Annotated in this window: 11 protein-coding genes and 2 pseudogenes; 4 read left to right on the top strand and 9 right to left on the bottom strand. The window is 49.4% G+C overall.

Going from position 1 to position 16509, the window contains the following annotated elements:
- Window positions 1–27 precede the first annotated feature (27 nt).
- The 3 genes and pseudogenes from QQ055_RS04995 to cysC all read left to right on the top strand — a co-directional run.
- Window positions 28–1146, top strand: a complete 1119-nt coding sequence (locus QQ055_RS04995; protein WP_284476428.1) for an amidohydrolase family protein — start codon at window positions 28–30, stop codon at window positions 1144–1146.
- A gap of 33 nt (window positions 1147–1179) precedes the next feature.
- Entirely contained in the window at window positions 1180–1482 is a 303-nt protein-coding gene (locus QQ055_RS04990; RefSeq protein ID WP_284476429.1) for an acyl carrier protein, read from the top strand.
- Window positions 1483–1527: 45 nt separating this feature from the next.
- Window positions 1528–2097, top strand: a pseudogene (cysC, locus tag QQ055_RS04985) (adenylyl-sulfate kinase); the annotation flags it as partial.
- Here cysC and QQ055_RS04980 read toward each other — a convergent pair.
- The 5 genes and pseudogenes from QQ055_RS04980 to QQ055_RS04960 all read right to left on the bottom strand — a co-directional run bounded on the left by QQ055_RS04980 (window position 2094) and on the right by QQ055_RS04960 (window position 9831).
- Window positions 2094–3482: a hypothetical protein gene (locus tag QQ055_RS04980; protein WP_284476430.1), complete on the bottom strand. Its 1389-nt coding sequence runs from the start codon at window positions 3480–3482 to the stop codon at window positions 2094–2096. The pseudogene cysC and the gene QQ055_RS04980 sit on opposite strands and share 4 nt — an antisense overlap.
- A gap of 14 nt (window positions 3483–3496) precedes the next feature.
- Window positions 3497–4942 (bottom strand): Nramp family divalent metal transporter, encoded by a 1446-nt coding sequence (locus tag QQ055_RS04975; protein ID WP_286004290.1) that lies wholly within the window; start codon window positions 4940–4942, stop codon window positions 3497–3499.
- Window positions 4943–5038: 96 nt separating this feature from the next.
- The gene (locus QQ055_RS04970; RefSeq protein ID WP_284476433.1) at window positions 5039–7243 is read right to left on the bottom strand and encodes an amylo-alpha-1,6-glucosidase; all 2205 of its coding nucleotides are present in this window, start codon (window positions 7241–7243) and stop codon (window positions 5039–5041) included.
- A gap of 53 nt (window positions 7244–7296) precedes the next feature.
- Complete coding sequence (locus tag QQ055_RS04965; protein ID WP_284476434.1) at window positions 7297–8259, bottom strand: TIGR03885 family FMN-dependent LLM class oxidoreductase; 963 nt, start codon at window positions 8257–8259, stop codon at window positions 7297–7299.
- 493 nt (window positions 8260–8752) lie between these two features.
- A pseudogene (locus tag QQ055_RS04960) lies at window positions 8753–9831 on the bottom strand (PIN/TRAM domain-containing protein).
- A gap of 311 nt (window positions 9832–10142) precedes the next feature.
- Here QQ055_RS04960 and hemW point away from each other — a divergent pair.
- On the top strand, window positions 10143–11366 hold the full coding sequence (gene hemW, locus QQ055_RS04955) for a radical SAM family heme chaperone HemW (protein ID WP_284476461.1): 1224 nt from the start codon (window positions 10143–10145) through the stop codon (window positions 11364–11366).
- Window positions 11367–11368: 2 nt separating this feature from the next.
- On the opposite strand, the gene QQ055_RS04950 is transcribed toward hemW, so the two are convergent.
- From QQ055_RS04950 to QQ055_RS04935, 4 genes are all read right to left on the bottom strand, one after another.
- Window positions 11369–13279 carry an ABC transporter ATP-binding protein gene (locus QQ055_RS04950; RefSeq protein WP_284476435.1) on the bottom strand — a complete coding sequence of 637 codons (1911 nt, stop codon included), beginning with the start codon at window positions 13277–13279 and terminating at the stop codon, window positions 11369–11371.
- 168 nt (window positions 13280–13447) lie between these two features.
- On the bottom strand, window positions 13448–14047 hold the full coding sequence (locus QQ055_RS04945; RefSeq protein ID WP_284476436.1) for a universal stress protein: 600 nt from the start codon (window positions 14045–14047) through the stop codon (window positions 13448–13450).
- A gap of 53 nt (window positions 14048–14100) precedes the next feature.
- Window positions 14101–14940, bottom strand: coding sequence for an ABC transporter ATP-binding protein (locus QQ055_RS04940; protein WP_284476437.1), 840 nt, complete (start codon window positions 14938–14940; stop codon window positions 14101–14103).
- 110 nt (window positions 14941–15050) lie between these two features.
- Window positions 15051–16493, bottom strand: a complete 1443-nt coding sequence (locus QQ055_RS04935) for an ABC transporter substrate-binding protein (RefSeq protein WP_284476438.1) — start codon at window positions 16491–16493, stop codon at window positions 15051–15053.
- Window positions 16494–16509 lie beyond the last annotated feature (16 nt).

The following is a 16509-nucleotide window of genomic DNA, read 5'->3' as shown; positions in this document are numbered from 1 at the left end:
TAGCAATAACTTTCTGGAGAGAGTCCGATGTCAAAAAAATATAAGGTGATTGATTGTGACGGTCATGTTGCAGAACCTTTTGAACTGTATCGCGAGTATATTGCACCGGAATTTAGAGAACGGGTTCCGCAGCGCCTTGAAGTCAACGGTCAGCGCGTCGTGATTGTGGATGGTCGAGAATATCCTAACTTTGTGAAATATGGAGGAAGACCGTTAGGGATGGATCGGGATGCTCAAATTGCTCGTCCGGTACAGCGTTCGGCGATCGCAACTGGCGGGGTCGATCCGCACGTCCGCGTTCGGGATATGGATCGAGAAGGGATTGATATTGCCGTTCTCTATCCAAGCGGGACGACAAGTATGTGTGCCGTGCAAGAACCCTATCTTGAATCTGCACTTTATCAAGCGTATAATCGCTGGCTGGCCGATTATTGTTCGCCCTATCCCCACCGTTTAAAAGGATTGGTGATGGTTTCCATGCGTCACCCGCAATTGGGCGTTGCGGAAATTTTGCGCGTGGCTCAGGAACCCTGGGTTGTGGGCATTTTGATTTCTCCGCACATGGATGATTTTAACTTGGACGATCCGCGCTTGCACCCCATTTGGCAAACGGCTCAAGAGCTGGATTTACCGATTGGCATTCATGCGGGAAGCGGACGACCTCCCTACGCGATTGGTACAGAAGAAAGCAGCCAAAATTTGTTTTTAATGCACGCGATGGCGCATCCGTTTGAACAGATGAGAGCGATCGCGTCTTTAATTGGGGGTGGGGTTTTTGACCGCTATCCCCAACTGCGAATCACGTTTACTGAGGCAGGGATTGGTTGGGTTCCTTGGTGGCTCGATCGTTTAGAACAACACGCTCAAACATTTCCCAATCATGTTCCTTTGATGAAAAAAAGTCCCAAGGAACACCTCGCTAGCGGTCAATGTTTCTTCTGTTGTTTGCCCGAAGAAGGAACTCTAGAAGCGGTGGTGGCTCAAATTGGTGAAGATTATGTGGTCTATGGTTCCGACTATCCTCACCATGACTGCGGTTTTCCCACAACTGTAACCCAAATTGAACAGCGCCAAAATCTTTCGGATACGGCTAAGTCTAAAATTTTTTGGGATAACCCCCTCAAGTTGTATCCTCGCCTGCAATAGAAAGACTTTTGATTGTTTAAAGGAAAATTAACGATGGAAGACAGGGTTTTAACTTCAAGCCGCACTCGCGAATCGATCGCTGAATCTTTGGTTGCCATTATTGAAGATATGACTAGCGATTGGGATCTGACTTCGACAGCAGAAATTAATGACAATACTCAGTTGATTTCCGATCTAGCGTTTGAGTCGATTGATATCGTGCAGTTAGTGGTTGCGATTGAGGAGAATTTTCACAAGCGAGGGCTTCCCTTTGAAAAAGTTTTGATGAATGAGGGGCGTTATGTAGATGACCTCAAAGTAGGAGAATTATCAGACTTTCTCTACCAAAATTTATGAGTTTTCACCCGCTGAAGTTCTACGCGCTCGCAATACTTAAGGGAAGAAACCATGCATCAACAGGGCGTTACGTTATGGTTTACGGGTTTGAGTGGGGCGGGAAAAACTACCCTTTGCCAAGCCGTCGCAGAGGTATTGCGATCGCAAGGCTATCAATTAGAAGTGCTAGACGGCGATACCGTTCGTCAAAACCTTTGCAAAGATTTGGGGTTTAGTAAAGCCGATCGCGATGAAAATATTCGTCGGATCGGTTGGCTTTCCCAGCTTCTGACTCGGAATGGAGCTATTGTTTTAGTATCAGCAATCTCTCCCTATCGAGAAATTCGCAATGAGGTTCGTCAATCCATCGAGCAGTTTATCGAAATTTATGTCAATGCCCCCTTAGAGGTTTGCGAATCGCGGGATGTTAAAGGTTTATATCAAAAAGCAAGAGCCGGAATCATTAAAGACTTCACCGGAATTGACGACCCCTATGAGCCTCCCTTAAATCCCGATGTTGAATGTCAAACGCATCTCGAAAGTATCTCCCATTGCGTGGTAAAGATCCTCAATAAACTGAACGATTTTCTACCACTGCAATCAACCATTCATAACAACGCCAAAGTAGGCAATTAGCCTCGAACTTGCTTATGCAATTCTTCTGCTCTTTCAATCAGTTGCCGACCTTCCATTTCTGTGAGATTTTTAACATAGTTAAATTTAATGTCCTCCAAAAACTCAATTAAACTCGATTGTACCTCCTGAATATTTTGGCGTTTCAGGAGTTCTCGTTCTAAGGCGTCTCGGAAGTTGCGGCGCAGTCGGGTTGTAATTTGCGCGCCCACTGGATCTTGCAATGCATCGCCGAGGTTGTGATAGAAAATGCGGAATAATGCCTGGGCTAATTTTGGGGTCAGATAGCTAGAGAGGCGTTGCAAACCAGGGAGTCGGCGCAATTGACGATAGCCGGGGAATTGGTTGAGGCTGCTGGTAATGCTGTATTGAACTAAATTTTCGAGATCGGCTTGAACTTGGGGAACGGCTTGGCGCAGGCTATCCCCGACAAGACGGGTGGCAATTGTGGTCAGCTCTGGGCGATCGCGCTGACTCAGTTCGGGATGAAATAGCGTGCGAATAAACTCGCCACGCTCAATCGAAGCTTGCATTTGATCGATAATTTGAATCCCGATCATCTGTGCGGTTTCGGTAGCAAAACTTGCAATTAAATCTCGTTGCAGTTCTGCCCGCACGGGTTCTAGCGTCACCACTTCCGAATGATTGAGGCGCACCGCCACCGGAAGCACGCGCAACCATCGCCAAAAGGGGATTAACAATAGGAAGTCGTACCAACGTCTCAGGGCGATATCTAGCCAACTTAAGTTAGGGTGGCGGCGATGATGTCCCCAAAGACGGGCGGCGATATCGAGTGCAAAGATAATAACAAAAGGGAGATCCAGCAACCAGAAGCGGTTGGTTGGAAGCCCCCATTGATTCACCCCTCGGTAATAGTTAGTTTGCATTAAAGGACGGATTTCAGCCTGCCAAAAGGCGAACTCAGATTGCCATCCCCGTTGTTGCAGGTAGTCTGCACTCCAGAAGGTTTCAAAGGCATCTAGGGCAAAGGTTTCCCCCGTGCGCTGGCGCATTTGCTGTTTAATCGTTTCTAAGCTGCTATTTTGATTAGCTCCCGCAAACGGATTTTCAGCTAAGATCCTTTGGCTGAGGGGGCGCAGTTGTGCAAGCGATTGTTCGACCTGCGGCGCATCCCATCCGCCTGTTGCCAGTTGGGTTTCTAGGGCTTCGACCTGTTGTAAATAATATTGGGTTTCCGGGTGGGGTCGAATCCCTTTGATGGGGTCATAGTAGCGAGTGAGGGCAGGAAATACGCTGAAATAGAAATTGCGCCCATACAAATAACTGAGATCGAAGAAGACTAAAGCCAGATTGAGTAAGGCAAGTAACGCAATGCAGCGTTCTATCCAAGGATAGCGGCGTTCAAAGTACGGTTTGTAATGCACCATGTTCGGGGTTTGGATTAAAATTCAAAGCCAAAGAACTCTATGGCAAAGTAGAGAATCGCGACGATGGTAAAAAATAGACCTGACAGTACCATGAGGGTAGAGGAGAACCATCCGGGTTTGAGTTCTTCTGGGAGTTTGGTCTGGTTTAGGTAAAGGGTGAGAAAGGCGACGACGGGTTGGTGTGCGGCAGCCACAATTCCCCCAACTTCCAGGATATCGACGGGATCGCGGACGAGGAAAAAGACAATGAGGGGGAGGAGCGTAACGGTGATAACCACGTAAATATTTTTGAGACGATCGCGATCGCCCAAAGCTGACTTTAACCACCCCTTCACGCCTGATTCTGTAGACTCATCCTCGCTATTTCTAGACCCCCCTTTGAGGATGAGGGTAGCATCGGCGAACATTCTCGGCCAGCCATCTTGGTTGGCAACAATTGTACCGCCGAGGGCGATCGCAATACTACCCAGTAATAACCAATAACCAAACTCGCCCCAAACCTCCGATAACAGGGTGGTCAGATCCTCAGCCACTCGAATCCCTTCTGGGATAATTCCCTCTGGACGCAGTAACTCGGCCCCCAGAATTAAAAAGGCAATAATCACCAAACCGCCACCCACAACCCCAATAGCGGCAGTCGTACTCATCACGCGCAACCATTTTTTGAGGCGATCGCGGCGTCGTTGTTGCAAGTCTTCATCCTCCCAATCCTGAGAACCGTTGCGGTTGGAGGTTTCATCGTTTTCTAAGTCGCCCTCAACGGGTCCCCCATATTCGCGGGCTGCAACCCAATAGGAAAACCACATAATTCCAGCCGCCCCAGCTAAGATAAAGCCTAACCAAGGCAGGAGAAATTCTAAGTCAAAATCATCGCCAATTCCTGGCACTAATCCCCCGGTAAACTCGCCCCATTCTGGGAAAACCTGAATGGCCGCAACGATAACTGCAACGATCAGAAGTCCAGCCATTACAGAAGCGGCTTGTTCAACTCGCTGATACTGTCCAGAAATGACCAGAATGGCAGACAAGACTATTAAAGCGGTGGCATAGATGGCTTGATTTCCGGGAAAAGCGAGCATTAACGCACTTCCCGCTAAGGCACCAATTCCGGCAATCGTGACTACTGCTGCTACGATTTGGGGAACAAAGATTAACCAAATGGCCCAATTTTTGGGCCCAGGAAGATCGCGGTAGCCGTCGAGGATGGTTTTACCCGTCACGACGGTATAGCGTCCTACTTCGCGAATCATCACCCACATGAATAAGATAACAATGAGTAATGCCCAAAGGTATTCGTAACCGTAGCGCGAACCCACTCTGGGCGTAAACAGCACCGATCCGGAACCGACGGAGGAAATCATCCACATTAAGCCGGGGCCATACCATTTCAGTTGTTTCCAGCCTTGAGGCGGTTTGGGGGTACTAGAACGGATTTCTTTGCGTTCTTGGGTTTGTGTCATGCTTTCATCTCCTGACTTGACGAGAGGGATGGGGGATAGATGGGCAGGTTAATTTAGGCGCAAGGATGATTGCGCCTTAAGGAAGGAGAGGGTTTGTTAGAAAGTAGAGGCTAATGTTGTACTGGCCCAGGGTTGCCAAGCTTTGGCGCGAACTTCAATTTCGCCTTGTTGCACCTCAGCATCCCAACAGGTGCGATTCCCGTAGGGATCGCTTCGCGAATCGCCTTCTCGCCAGAATTGTAGATCGACTACTGCATTCCCAATTTCCACGTTGCACAGTTTTAGCTCGCCTAACCATTCTGGTAAAACAGGATCGACGTATAGGCAATGATTGGGGGCGTCGGCTTGCAAACCGGCGATCGCCTGTATGAGTTGGAAGACTGAACCGGCGGCCCAAGCTTGGGGAATGTTGGCTTCTCGGTAAGGAACGGGAAATGTCCCTAAATGTCGCTGAGTTCCGGCATAGACTTCGGGGATGCGATAGCAGGCAAAATGGTTGGCGGCTTCAAAAATATCATGGGCGATCGCGATCGCTTCTTGAGCAAAGCCATAGCGCTTGAACCCTAACGCAATCAGAGCATTATCATTGGGCCAAATGCTGCCTAAATGGTAAGAATGGGGATTGAAAGCGGGATTTTGGGCAGAAAGGGTACGAATTCCCCAACCACTCCACATATCGGGTTCTAGGAGGCGCTGGACGACTTTTTGCGCGCGTTCTGGACTAACGATGCCACTCCACAGGCAATGACCGGGATTTGAGGCAATGGTGGGGACGGGCTTTTTATCGGGATCGAGGGTAAACGCATAAAAGCCAACGGCTTCGCACCAAAACTTCTCCTCAAATTGCTGGCGCAGTTTTTCAGCTTTGTGTCTTAATTGGGTCGCGCGATCGCGATCGCCCCAAGCCTGGAAGACTTCCGCCATCCGCATCCAGGCATCAAAGGCATAGCCTTGCAACTCGCAGACCGTTTTCGGGGCCTTCACTTGGCTGCCATCAGGATAGACAATTGAATCGCCGGAGTCTTTCCAGCATTGGTTTTCAATCCCATCTTCAGAACGGGCGTTAAATTCTTGAAATCCGTCTCCGTCTAAATCGCCATATTGGTCAATCCAGTTTAAGCAATTCTCGGCAATCTCTCGATAGTCTGCAATTTTGAACTTATCGCCCAACCATTTCCAGGTTTCGTGCAAAACAATCAGGTACAGCGACGTGGTATCGGCAGCACCATAATAGGGCGATCGCGGTATTTTATTCAAATAGGCCAGTTCGCCTTGGCGCAGTTCGTGGAGAATTTTTCCGGGTTCTGCATCGCGCCAATCATCGTAGGCTTTGGCTTGGAGTTCTCCCAACTTCTTCAGGGTTCCCTCAGCAAAGCCAGGATGGACGATCGCATTTTGCAAACTAGCGATTAAACTATCGCGTCCAAATAAGGCCACATATTTAGGAACGCCTGCCGCTGGAATCCATACATCCGGGGCTAGATCGTAATCGTATAACCGCATTGCCCCCATATCTTCAATCGATTGACGATACAGGCGCTTGACATCTTCATTGGGGGATGTCATCGTGGTGGCGCTATCTTGCCAGAGACGTTGGCGCTGTTGCAGTTCGGTATCTACATCGGGCGCGATGGCCTCTAGGTAGCATAAGTCTACAGGTTGGCGTTCGTGTTGATTGTCACTGAGGGTGTAATAACCGCAAGCGTGCCAGCTTTCCCCAGGTTGGAGTTGAATTGCAAAGGTGATATAGCCGTTCGCATACTTTGCGGGGGTGGGACAATTGCGAACTTGATAGACCAAACAGCGATAAAAATCTTGATTTTGATAGCGGGTACGCAGTTCGCTATTGTCTCGATCCCAGTGCGTTTCAATCTGTTCCCGGCGAACCACCTGACCGGACTGCACTTCAAAAAGATCGGCAAAGTCGGAACGCAGTTCAATCTCTAGATTAAAGCTAACAGCCTGCAAACTGTTATTCGTTAAATCCAAATCCTCATGAATTCCCTGTTCAATCGTCCGACTAATGGTCAGCGATAGCGAACCTTTGGGAATTTTGCCATCTCGACTGGATAATTCTGGATTCATTAAACTGATTCGGGTCGCATAATAGCGGGTGGTGGTAGACATTAACCGAATCCAGGAATGGCCGTCGATGTAACACCCATAATGGCTGAGGAACCGGGTATCGTCGGTAAACAATCCTTGGAGGCTATTGGAATCGATTTCTCCATCCAGGTCTGTCACCAGAAAGGTGCTACCGTGATTGATCGTTAGGTACGGGGGACCAACGCTAATTCGCATAATTGGGTTTAGTGCTTCTCAAAGGATAAGGTTGAGGAAAAGTGCCGAACGCCTTAATGGGATAAGGCAGGAAGAATTTTTTGGCTAAAGGTTTCAATAAAGGCTTCCTGTTCTCGGTTAACGTTATGCAGATAGAGTTCGCTGAATCCTAAATCGAGATATTGCTGCAACCATTCAATGTGTTGTTCGGGTTTGGCAGAAATTCGCACGTAGGGGTGCATATCTTCGGGTTTAACAAACTGGGCTGCTGCATCAAACTGTTGAGGATGCCGAAATTCTGATAAGACTGGACTGGCAAAGATATTGGTTCGCCATTGGTCGTAAGCCCCTTGCAAAGCTTGTTCTTCGTCTTGGGCGTAGGAAAGTTGCACCTTGAGGCACAGGGGTTTACCTCTTCCGCCACCCCGATGAAACGCGTCCACGACTTCTTTGAGTTTGTCGTAGGGATGGGAAACGGTAATCAACCCATCGGCCCATCCTCCAACCCATTCGGCAGTTTTGGGGGTAATGGCTGCCCCAATAATGCGGGGCGCTACTGTGGGGCGAGTGTAGAGTTTGGCTTCTTCAATTTGCACAATGCCATGATGGGTAACGGTTTCTCCGGCCCACAGGGCGCGGATAATATCCACGCATTCGAGTAAGCGTTGGTTGCGCTTAGATTTTGCCGGCCACCCTTCGGCGGTAATTTGTTCGTTGAGGGCCTGACCGCTGCCTAATGCTACCCAAAAGCGGTTTGGATACATTTCGGCCAGGGTGGCGGCGGCTTGGGCGATAATGGCGGGATGGTAGCGTTGACCGGGGGCGCAAACCACGCCAAAGCTGAGTTGAGTGGCTTGCAGGGCGGCCCCCAACCATGACCAAGCATAGCCGCTTTCACCTTGGCGATCGCTCCACGGCTGAAAATGATCGGAAGATAAGGCTGCATTAAAACCGGCTTGGTGTGCTGCTTGTACGTATTTTAGGAGTTCGCTAGGTTTAAACTGCTCGTGGGAAGCATGATATCCAAACTGAGCCATAACGATTGCTGAGTGAGGGATGATTGTGTGCGAGAGGGTATCTGTTATCGGTCTGTTGCTTGGGAAAAGTGCTTAAACAGGTACTCCTGGACAACGGATATTCAACCCGACGCTGCAAGTTGCAACATCGGGGGTGAAGGATGAAAAGACCCCATTCAGTTGTGTTGATTCTTGGGTTTAAGAACCGACGGACGGTCAACTTACCGCCCTTTCAGTCAATCAATTCAACTCGGATGTTCGCAAACCCCCATCGGAAGATTGCAGCGAGGGAGGGTTCTATCTGGAGGTAGAGAAGGGTGTAGCGGGCAATCTGTTCTGGAGGCCAAAAAGCAGCGTGTAGAGTACCGCTTTTGTGCAACTTGCGATAAGAGCGATCTCAAGCCTAAATAGAAAACGGGTTGCAGGCTACGCACGAACCAGAAGCAACCCGTTTTGAAGGAAATTCGGCTTCTGGGTTGGCTTTCCTCATGTTGAATTTGGGTGTATCTTGGCTTCAGGCGATCGCGCTGGCGTGGGGTCTGGCAAAAATCATCCGTCCGGCGGAGGTTTGCAAAGCCCCGGTGACGACAACGCGCAGTTCAATCCCAATCTGATTTCCAGCGTCTTCTACCACAACCATTGTCCCATCATCTAAGTAGCCAACGCCTTGCTGCGGTTCGCGACCTTGTTTGATAATTTTCAGGTCGATGTTGTCTCCGGGCAAATACGCCGGACGAATAGCTTGGGCGAGGTCGTTAATATTAAGTACCGGGACTTTTGCAAGCTGGCGACTTTGTTGAGGTTGTAGTCGTTGGTTAAGAGGGTGGCGTTGATTTCTTGGGCGAGATGGACTAATTTGGCATCAACGGTGTGGATCTCATCATAATCGGCGGGATGAATGGCGATCCGATCGGGAAAGCTTTCTTTAATCCGATTGAGGATATCTAAACCTCGGCGTCCGCGTACCCGTTTTTGGTCGTTGGCGGCGTCGGCGACCATTTGCAGTTCTTGCAATACGAATTGAGGAACGAGAATTTGTCCTTCAATAAAGCCTGTCGAGAGTAATTCTTCAAGGCGACCGTCGATAATGCAACTGGTATCGAGAATTTTGGTGGTTGCTGGTTTGAGGGTGCCTTCTGCAAGGAGCATGGTTTCAATGCTATGGGGGTTAATCAGCCGCAAGAAGGCGCGTCCGTGACTATCGGCGAGGGATACCCCGGAAACGGCGAACATAATGCTACCCAGAACGGCCGCAAGGGGTTTGATGAAGGCAAATTCGTGCGGGATCGGCAGCAGGAAGATTGGCGCTAACATGAGGTTAGCCACTAATAAACCGACGATTAAGCCCACTGAACGGGTTAGGAGGACATCTACGGGCATTTGCCGTACTTGGGACTCAATTCGGCGATAGTAGGTTTGGGCAAATAAACCCATTGCACCGCCAATGAGGGCTGAAAATCCCGCAGTGACTGAACGCAAGCCGTCCTGACTGGTTACTTGGTCGAGGGTACTGCTGGGCAATAATTCGACGCCATAGTAACCGATCCCCAACCCTGCTAGGATGAATGAGATAATGATGACAGCATCAATCATGACTCTAAGATATGTATAAGGGATGATGAAAGCGTGCAGGTGGGAAACACTGCGCCGTCGGTAAAATACAAGATTTTACCTAAAGGTTAGCTAAGGTTTATTATATCCTTACATGAGTTGACGCTCTGTATTGAGCGAGACTTCCCGACCGCGAAAAGACTTGCTTTTTTTGAGTTAATGTGATATGGAGACTTAGGATTTAGCTCAGGGACAATCGCCTCTCGTTTCGCCTGCACAATGAGAATATGTCCGTTTTAGCAAGATTGTGCGATCGCGCCCGTGAATTCCCCTCATTTTTTTAAGGTACTCCCCTGTCCAGTCACCCGCAACATTTATCCCCGCCTAGCGCCGCGTATATTCATATTCCCTTTTGTCGCCGCCGCTGCTACTATTGCGATTTCCCGGTTTCGATTGTAGGCGATCGCGTTATGGGCGAACAATCGGGAACCATCGTGGAATATGTCGCCCAACTTTGTCAGGAAATTACTACAAGTTCTGCCTCTAGCACCCGGTTAAACACGGTCTTTTTTGGAGGAGGAACGCCATCTCTATTAGCCGCTAACCAAGTTAAAGAGATTCTAGCAACCCTCAATCGTCAGTTTGGGATTGCCAGCAATGCCGAAATCTCAATGGAAATCGATCCAGGCACCTTCAGCTTAGAGCAACTGCAAGGTTACGCGCAAGCCGGAGTCAACCGGATCAGCTTTGGGGTACAAGCCTTTCAAGATGACTTGCTCAAACGCTGCGGGCGATCGCACAATGTTGCTGATATCTTCGCCTCTGTTGAACTGATTCGCCAGGTCGGAATTCCCAATTTTAGCCTAGACTTAATTTCAGGATTGCCTTACCAAACCCTACAGCAATGGCAATATTCCCTAGAAACCGCTATTTCCCTCGCGCCTCAGCATATTTCTTGCTATGACTTAGTGCTAGAGTCTGTCACCGCCTTTGGGAAACAATATCAACCCGGAGAAACGCCGCTTCCCGATGACGAAACCACCGCCGCCATGTACCGTCTGGCGCAACAGACGCTAACCCAAGCCGGATATCAGCATTACGAAATCTCTAACTATGCCAAACCCGGATATCAATGCCGTCATAACCGCGTCTACTGGCAAAATCAATCTTACTACGGCTTCGGGATGGGAGCCGCCAGTTATACCCACAGACAGCGCTTCACCCGTCCGAGAACTCGCCAAGCCTATTATGATTGGGTTAGCCAAGGCTGCAAAATTGACGAACCTCCCCTGAGCGAAACGGATCGGTTACTCGAAACCCTAATGTTAGGATTGCGACTAGCGGAAGGCGTAGATTTAGCGAATTTAACTCAACAATTCGGCGAGGCTATTTTAAAACCCCTGTGGACTTGTCTTCAACCTTACTATCATCAAGGTTGGGTAGAAGCGACGAGTCAAACTGGAGAGATTTTAACCCATCTGAACTCTATCCCTTTACAAGGTAAAATTCGCTTGCAAGATCCACAGGGATTTTTATTCTCGAATACCATCTTGGCTGATATTTTCAACCAGTTTTGAGTTTACCCATTCACCATGCTTCTAGCAGCTTGGCGTTGGTGGATGCGTTCTAGGCTTCCGGTGGGGATAGCTGCAATTAGGGTGCGGGTGTAGTCTCGTTCGGGTTGGCGATAAATTTGTTCGGATGGGCCCATTTCTTCGACTTTACCGCGATTCATGACCATAATGCGATCGCTCATAAACTTCACCACCCCCAAATCATGGGAAATGAAGATATAGGTCAGTTCAAATTCCGATTGTAATTCCTTAAGTAGATTCAGCACTTGCGCCTGTACCGAGACATCTAATGCTGAGACTGACTCATCGCAGATAATAAACTTAGGATTGAGGGCTAGCGATCGCGCAATACACACCCGCTGGCGTTGTCCCCCGGAAAACTCATGGGGGTAGCGGTTCATCCAATCTGGATTTAAACCCACCCGTTCCAACAGATAGGCGACGCGATCGCGCTGAACTTTGCGCTGCTGCGTGCGACTATGGATTGTCAGGGGTTCCATCACCGCATCGCCAATTGACATCCGAGGGTTCAAGGAACTAAAGGGATCTTGAAAGACAATCTGCATATCCCGACGCAGTTGGCGCTGGCTTCCCCGACTCAAGCGCGTAATATTCTGACCTTCAAACTCAATTGCGCCACTCATCGTCGGCACCAGTTGCAGCAGAGTGCGTGCTAGGGTGGTTTTTCCGCAGCCGGACTCCCCTACTAACCCCAAGGTTTCCCCCGGATAGACTTCAAAGGAAACGCCGTTAACGGCCATAAAATAGCGCTTGGTCTGACCGAAAACGCCTTTCACCGGGAAACCCACCTTGAGATCGCGGACTTGCAAAATGGGCGATCGCCCTTTTAACATCGTTAGGCGTTGGCTCAGTTCATCCTCCGAGATTTCCACCCCTTGCCATTGTTGATGTTCGCCAGCTTCTTTTTCCCGAATCACCACCTCGCCGCGATCGTTGCTACCCACTTCCATAAAATCAGAGACAGTCGGTAGTGTTTGCAAGCGACGATCCGGACGGGGACGACAGGCGAGCAAGCCTTTAGTATAGGGGTGTTGTGGATTGGAGAAAATTTCCAGAACGGGCCCAGATTCGACAATCTTCCCTTGATACATCACCGCCACGCTATCAGCAATTTCGCCAATGACGCCTAAATCGTGGGTAATGAAAATCATCGACATTCCCCGCGCATCCCGCAACTCGCGCAGCAAGTCGAGAATGGTGGCTTGAACGGTGACATCTAGCGCCGTGGTGGGTTCGTCAGCAATTAATAGGGTAGGATTGCACGAAATCGCCATCGCAATCATCACCCGCTGAATTTGGCCGCCGGAGAGTTCGTGGGGATAGCGTTCGAGAATGGCGAGTTTTTGTTGGTTAACCTGGTGTTGGAGTTCGCGTTCGTTGGGTTCGCTATTTTGAGTTTTGGGGAATTCTGCAAGTAATTGGCTGCGAATTTCTTCGTCTGGGGGGAGTAACTTTACTTCTTGTAATAGCGCGATCGCTCTGCGTCTGGCTTCGGCTTGGGAAAGGGTCTGATGCTGACACAGCGCCTCAGTGAGTTGAAACCCAATGGTATAGACGGGGTTAAGAGAACTCATCGGTTCTTGAAAGATCATCGAAATCTTTCCACCGCGCATCTGCTGGAGTTGGGTGGGTGAGAGCGATCGCAAATCCACCGCCTGTCCATCTGGCGTGTCTTTAAACGCAATTTCCCCCCCGGTAATTCTCCCTGGGGGATAGGGAACTAACCCCATAATTGCCAAGGAAGTGACCGATTTTCCCGATCCGGACTCTCCGACAATTCCGAGAGTTTGTCCACGCTGAACCGCAAAAGAGATATCATCAACGGCGCGGATCAGCCTTTCATCAAGCTGAAACTGGACTTGGAGGTTGCGAACGTCTAGAACGGTGTCACTCATGAGCGGTACAGCAAGCGATTTAACCAGATTTTAACAGTCGTTCGAGGATTGAGGCGGATTTGATTAAAATTTGCACCCTCCGAATTGAGGAGGTTTGCTCGATTATTTTAAAAAATTGGGGTGCATCAACCGAGGATGCACCCTCCCAATTAATCCTGGATCGCCATTCTAGACAGAGGCGGGGACTTTAGACGCTTTTTCCTCCGCTAAAGCGTGAGGAATACCTAAAACGGGACAGGGAAAGTTACGTCCTAATTGTTGAATCAGGAGAGATTCTGCTGAGTTACAGCCTAACAGAAGTAAGGTTGCGGCTTCTGATTCCACCACTTCGGTTAATTCGCGAGCAACGTCCCCAAACCGCAGGTGACATTTAATCGTACCTTGCCACTCTTCCGCGAGCGATCGCGCTTGCCATAGGATAGCATCGGCTTGTTCGTATTGGGCGGAAGCGCTTTGCGGGAATTGAGCAGGAACAGTGCGATACGTTCCGGAGGGTTCCACCACATAAATCACTTGAACCACTACTTGCTGCGGCGTCGCGAGGCGGGTTTGATGCGCGATCCATAGCGCCAAGTCTAAAGCGGTTTGACTTTTCGGCGAACCATTGTAGCCGACGGTTAAGTTCACAGATTGGGTTTTCTTGCGAGGCGATGACGCGTGCGAAGATTTGGAGGGGTAAGCACTGCCTGGAAGCAATACCAGTTGCTCTGTTAGATTTTCGCACCCTAAAGTGTTTTGGAGGCGCACCAACATTGATTTGATCTGCATTATTCGCTCTCTCTAGAAATAGTTCAAAACAAACGAATTAGCACCGAAAGCATTTATTCGTCTTGGGTAAAGTAGCGATCGAGAAAGTCTAAAGCATGATTGCGAACATCGTAGTATTCTTGAGTTTCGCGCATTTCAGATAAGTTTCGGGGATGGGAAAAAGGCACCTCAATAATTTCGCCAATTTTTGCTTGAGGACCATTGGTCATTAGAATGATGCGATCGGACATATAAATTGCCTCATCTACATCGTGAGTAATCATCATTACCGCTTGGCGATGCTGCTCCCAAATATCCAAAACCTGGCGCTGGAGTTTGCCACGGGTTAAAGCGTCTAATGCGCCAAAAGGTTCGTCCATCAATAACATTTTAGGACGAGTTGCCAATGCTCTAGCAATTCCGACGCGTTGTTTCATTCCACCCGAAAGTTCGTCAGGATACTTATTTGTTGCCGCTGTTAAATTCACCATCGCCAGATGCTCGCTGACAATCTGCTTTTTTTCTACAGATGAAGCTTTTTTCAAAACTTCATCTACCGCGAGACGGACATTTTCTTGCACCGTTAACCAGGGTAGCAAAGAATATTGCTGAAATACCATCATTCGATCGGCTCCGGGGGTGCGAATTTCTTTACCATCGAGCCGAACCGAGCCAGAGGTGGGGTTTTCCAGTCCTGCCACAATCTTAAGTAATGTTGATTTTCCGCAGCCAGAGTGACCGATAACACTGATAAACTCATCGCGGGCAATTGTTAAATCAATGCCATCTAAGATCGTTAAGGGATCGCCTTCAGAAGTCGGATAGGCTTTGACTAAATTTTCGATTTCTAAAAACGCACTCTCGGAAGTGACAGAAGTTGTCGAACGCGCGGTTTGATGGGTTGAATTTTTCATAATTCCTTCCTTAGATCAATAGCATGAAACCGTTCTGAGGGATGAATTCCCTGATACAAAAAAACAGAATTGAACGCCGTCAAAGACCTAAAATTTGGGGAGAGCGATCGCTAAGACAGATAGAAAGATTGAGGCGCACCCGCACGAATCGGAAATTGTCGAAGATAGCCTTCTAGATCGCTCGGATCGAAAGCCTGAGCATCGATAAACCGTTCGGCAGGCTCAACCTTATAATCGCTTTCGGGGCATTCAATCCCCATTTCTCCAGCAATTTCGCGATATAAATCCGTTTGCCAACCCTGTCTGGCGATCGCCTCCGCATTCGCCGGAAGTCGATCGATCTGCCCCCACCGCGCCGCCTGCGTCATCAACCACAAACTGTGAGACTGCCACAAAAACGTAGAATGGTCGCCCGGAATTTGTGCCAAATCCTCCGGTAAATCGAAGAAAATCGTAGTTTCCGGCGTTGTCACCAGGCGTTGCTTGTTATCAAATCCGCCGTAATTGTAATTCCCCACAATTCCCGGCCCGGTAAACTGTTCAATAGGCGCTTGCGGATTAGCAGGTTTCGCCCCCGTAAACGCCGGATCGGTAATCAGTCGGGCAACCTCCTGGCGATTATTCGGATCGCTGCAATACCGACAAGCCTCAATCATCGCCTTCACCAAACTGCGGTAGGTTTTGGGGTTCTCTTCAATAAACGACTCCATCACCCCTAAAAGTCGGTCGGGATGGCCTCGCCAAATTTCCCGTCCTTGGGCAAACGTAAAGCCAACGCCCTGCTTCCCGCGTCCTAGGGGAAACGTCGCCCGCGTATTCCAAGGTTCCGCCACCATATAGGCTTGCATCGCCCCAATTCGCATATTGCTTACCATTTGCGGCGGCGGCGTAATAATCACGCGAAATTCTTCATCAGGGTTCACCCCGGCCGCCGCCGCTAAATAGCGCACAAAATACTCGTAAATTGCCGAACTCAGCACCACTGACCAAATCCGTTGGTCTGCCGGAATGCTATTAAAATAGCTGCGGAAACTCTTGCCAAACTCCTCTAAGTTGCCTTGATAGTCGGGCCAAGGTCGCAGTCCCGCTTGCCACATCGCTTGATTCATCGTCATTGCGTTCCCGTGGCGGTGAATCGTCATCGCCGCACACAAGGGGGCATGACGCGCCCCTTCTGCCCCAATACGGGCATTGGTGACGGCCCCAGACACAACCGGAGAAGCATCTAAGCGCCCGAACAAAATGCCATCGCGGGAGGTTCCCCAACTGGCCTCGCGGTTCAGGGTAACGTCAAGACCATATTTGCGAAAAAATCCTTTGTTCCAAGCCACCGCAAAGGGGGCGCAGTCATTAACCGGGACAAAACCAACCGTCAGATTAGGTTTTTCTAAGCTACGAGGATCGACGACAGGTTCAATCTCTAAGGCTTCTGCGGAAAGGCCGCGAGAGGCTTGATTTGCCATCGGGTTACAACTAGCAAGGGCAACCGTTGCAGCCGTTGCACTCGCGCCGAGAAGAAACTGGCGGCGCGTCCAGTTTGTGGAATATCTCATAGAGGTGGGGGGATGG

Source organism: Geitlerinema calcuttense NRMC-F 0142 (genome assembly GCF_030285425.1).
This window is presented reverse-complemented; position numbering and strand designations above follow the sequence as displayed.

Coding starts and splice junctions, on each gene's coding strand:
- QQ055_RS04995 (WP_284476428.1), top strand. CDS start 28: ATGTCAAAAAAATATAAGGTGATTGATTGTGACGGTCATGTTGCAGAA.
- QQ055_RS04990 (WP_284476429.1), top strand. CDS start 1,180: ATGGAAGACAGGGTTTTAACTTCAAGCCGCACTCGCGAATCGATCGCT.
- QQ055_RS04980 (WP_284476430.1), bottom strand. CDS start 3,482: ATGGTGCATTACAAACCGTACTTTGAACGCCGCTATCCTTGGATAGAA.
- QQ055_RS04975 (WP_286004290.1), bottom strand. CDS start 4,942: ATGACACAAACCCAAGAACGCAAAGAAATCCGTTCTAGTACCCCCAAA.
- QQ055_RS04970 (WP_284476433.1), bottom strand. CDS start 7,243: ATGCGAATTAGCGTTGGTCCCCCGTACCTAACGATCAATCACGGTAGC.
- QQ055_RS04965 (WP_284476434.1), bottom strand. CDS start 8,259: ATGGCTCAGTTTGGATATCATGCTTCCCACGAGCAGTTTAAACCTAGC.
- QQ055_RS04950 (WP_284476435.1), bottom strand. CDS start 13,279: ATGAGTGACACCGTTCTAGACGTTCGCAACCTCCAAGTCCAGTTTCAG.
- QQ055_RS04945 (WP_284476436.1), bottom strand. CDS start 14,047: ATGCAGATCAAATCAATGTTGGTGCGCCTCCAAAACACTTTAGGGTGC.
- QQ055_RS04940 (WP_284476437.1), bottom strand. CDS start 14,940: ATGAAAAATTCAACCCATCAAACCGCGCGTTCGACAACTTCTGTCACT.
- QQ055_RS04935 (WP_284476438.1), bottom strand. CDS start 16,493: ATGAGATATTCCACAAACTGGACGCGCCGCCAGTTTCTTCTCGGCGCG.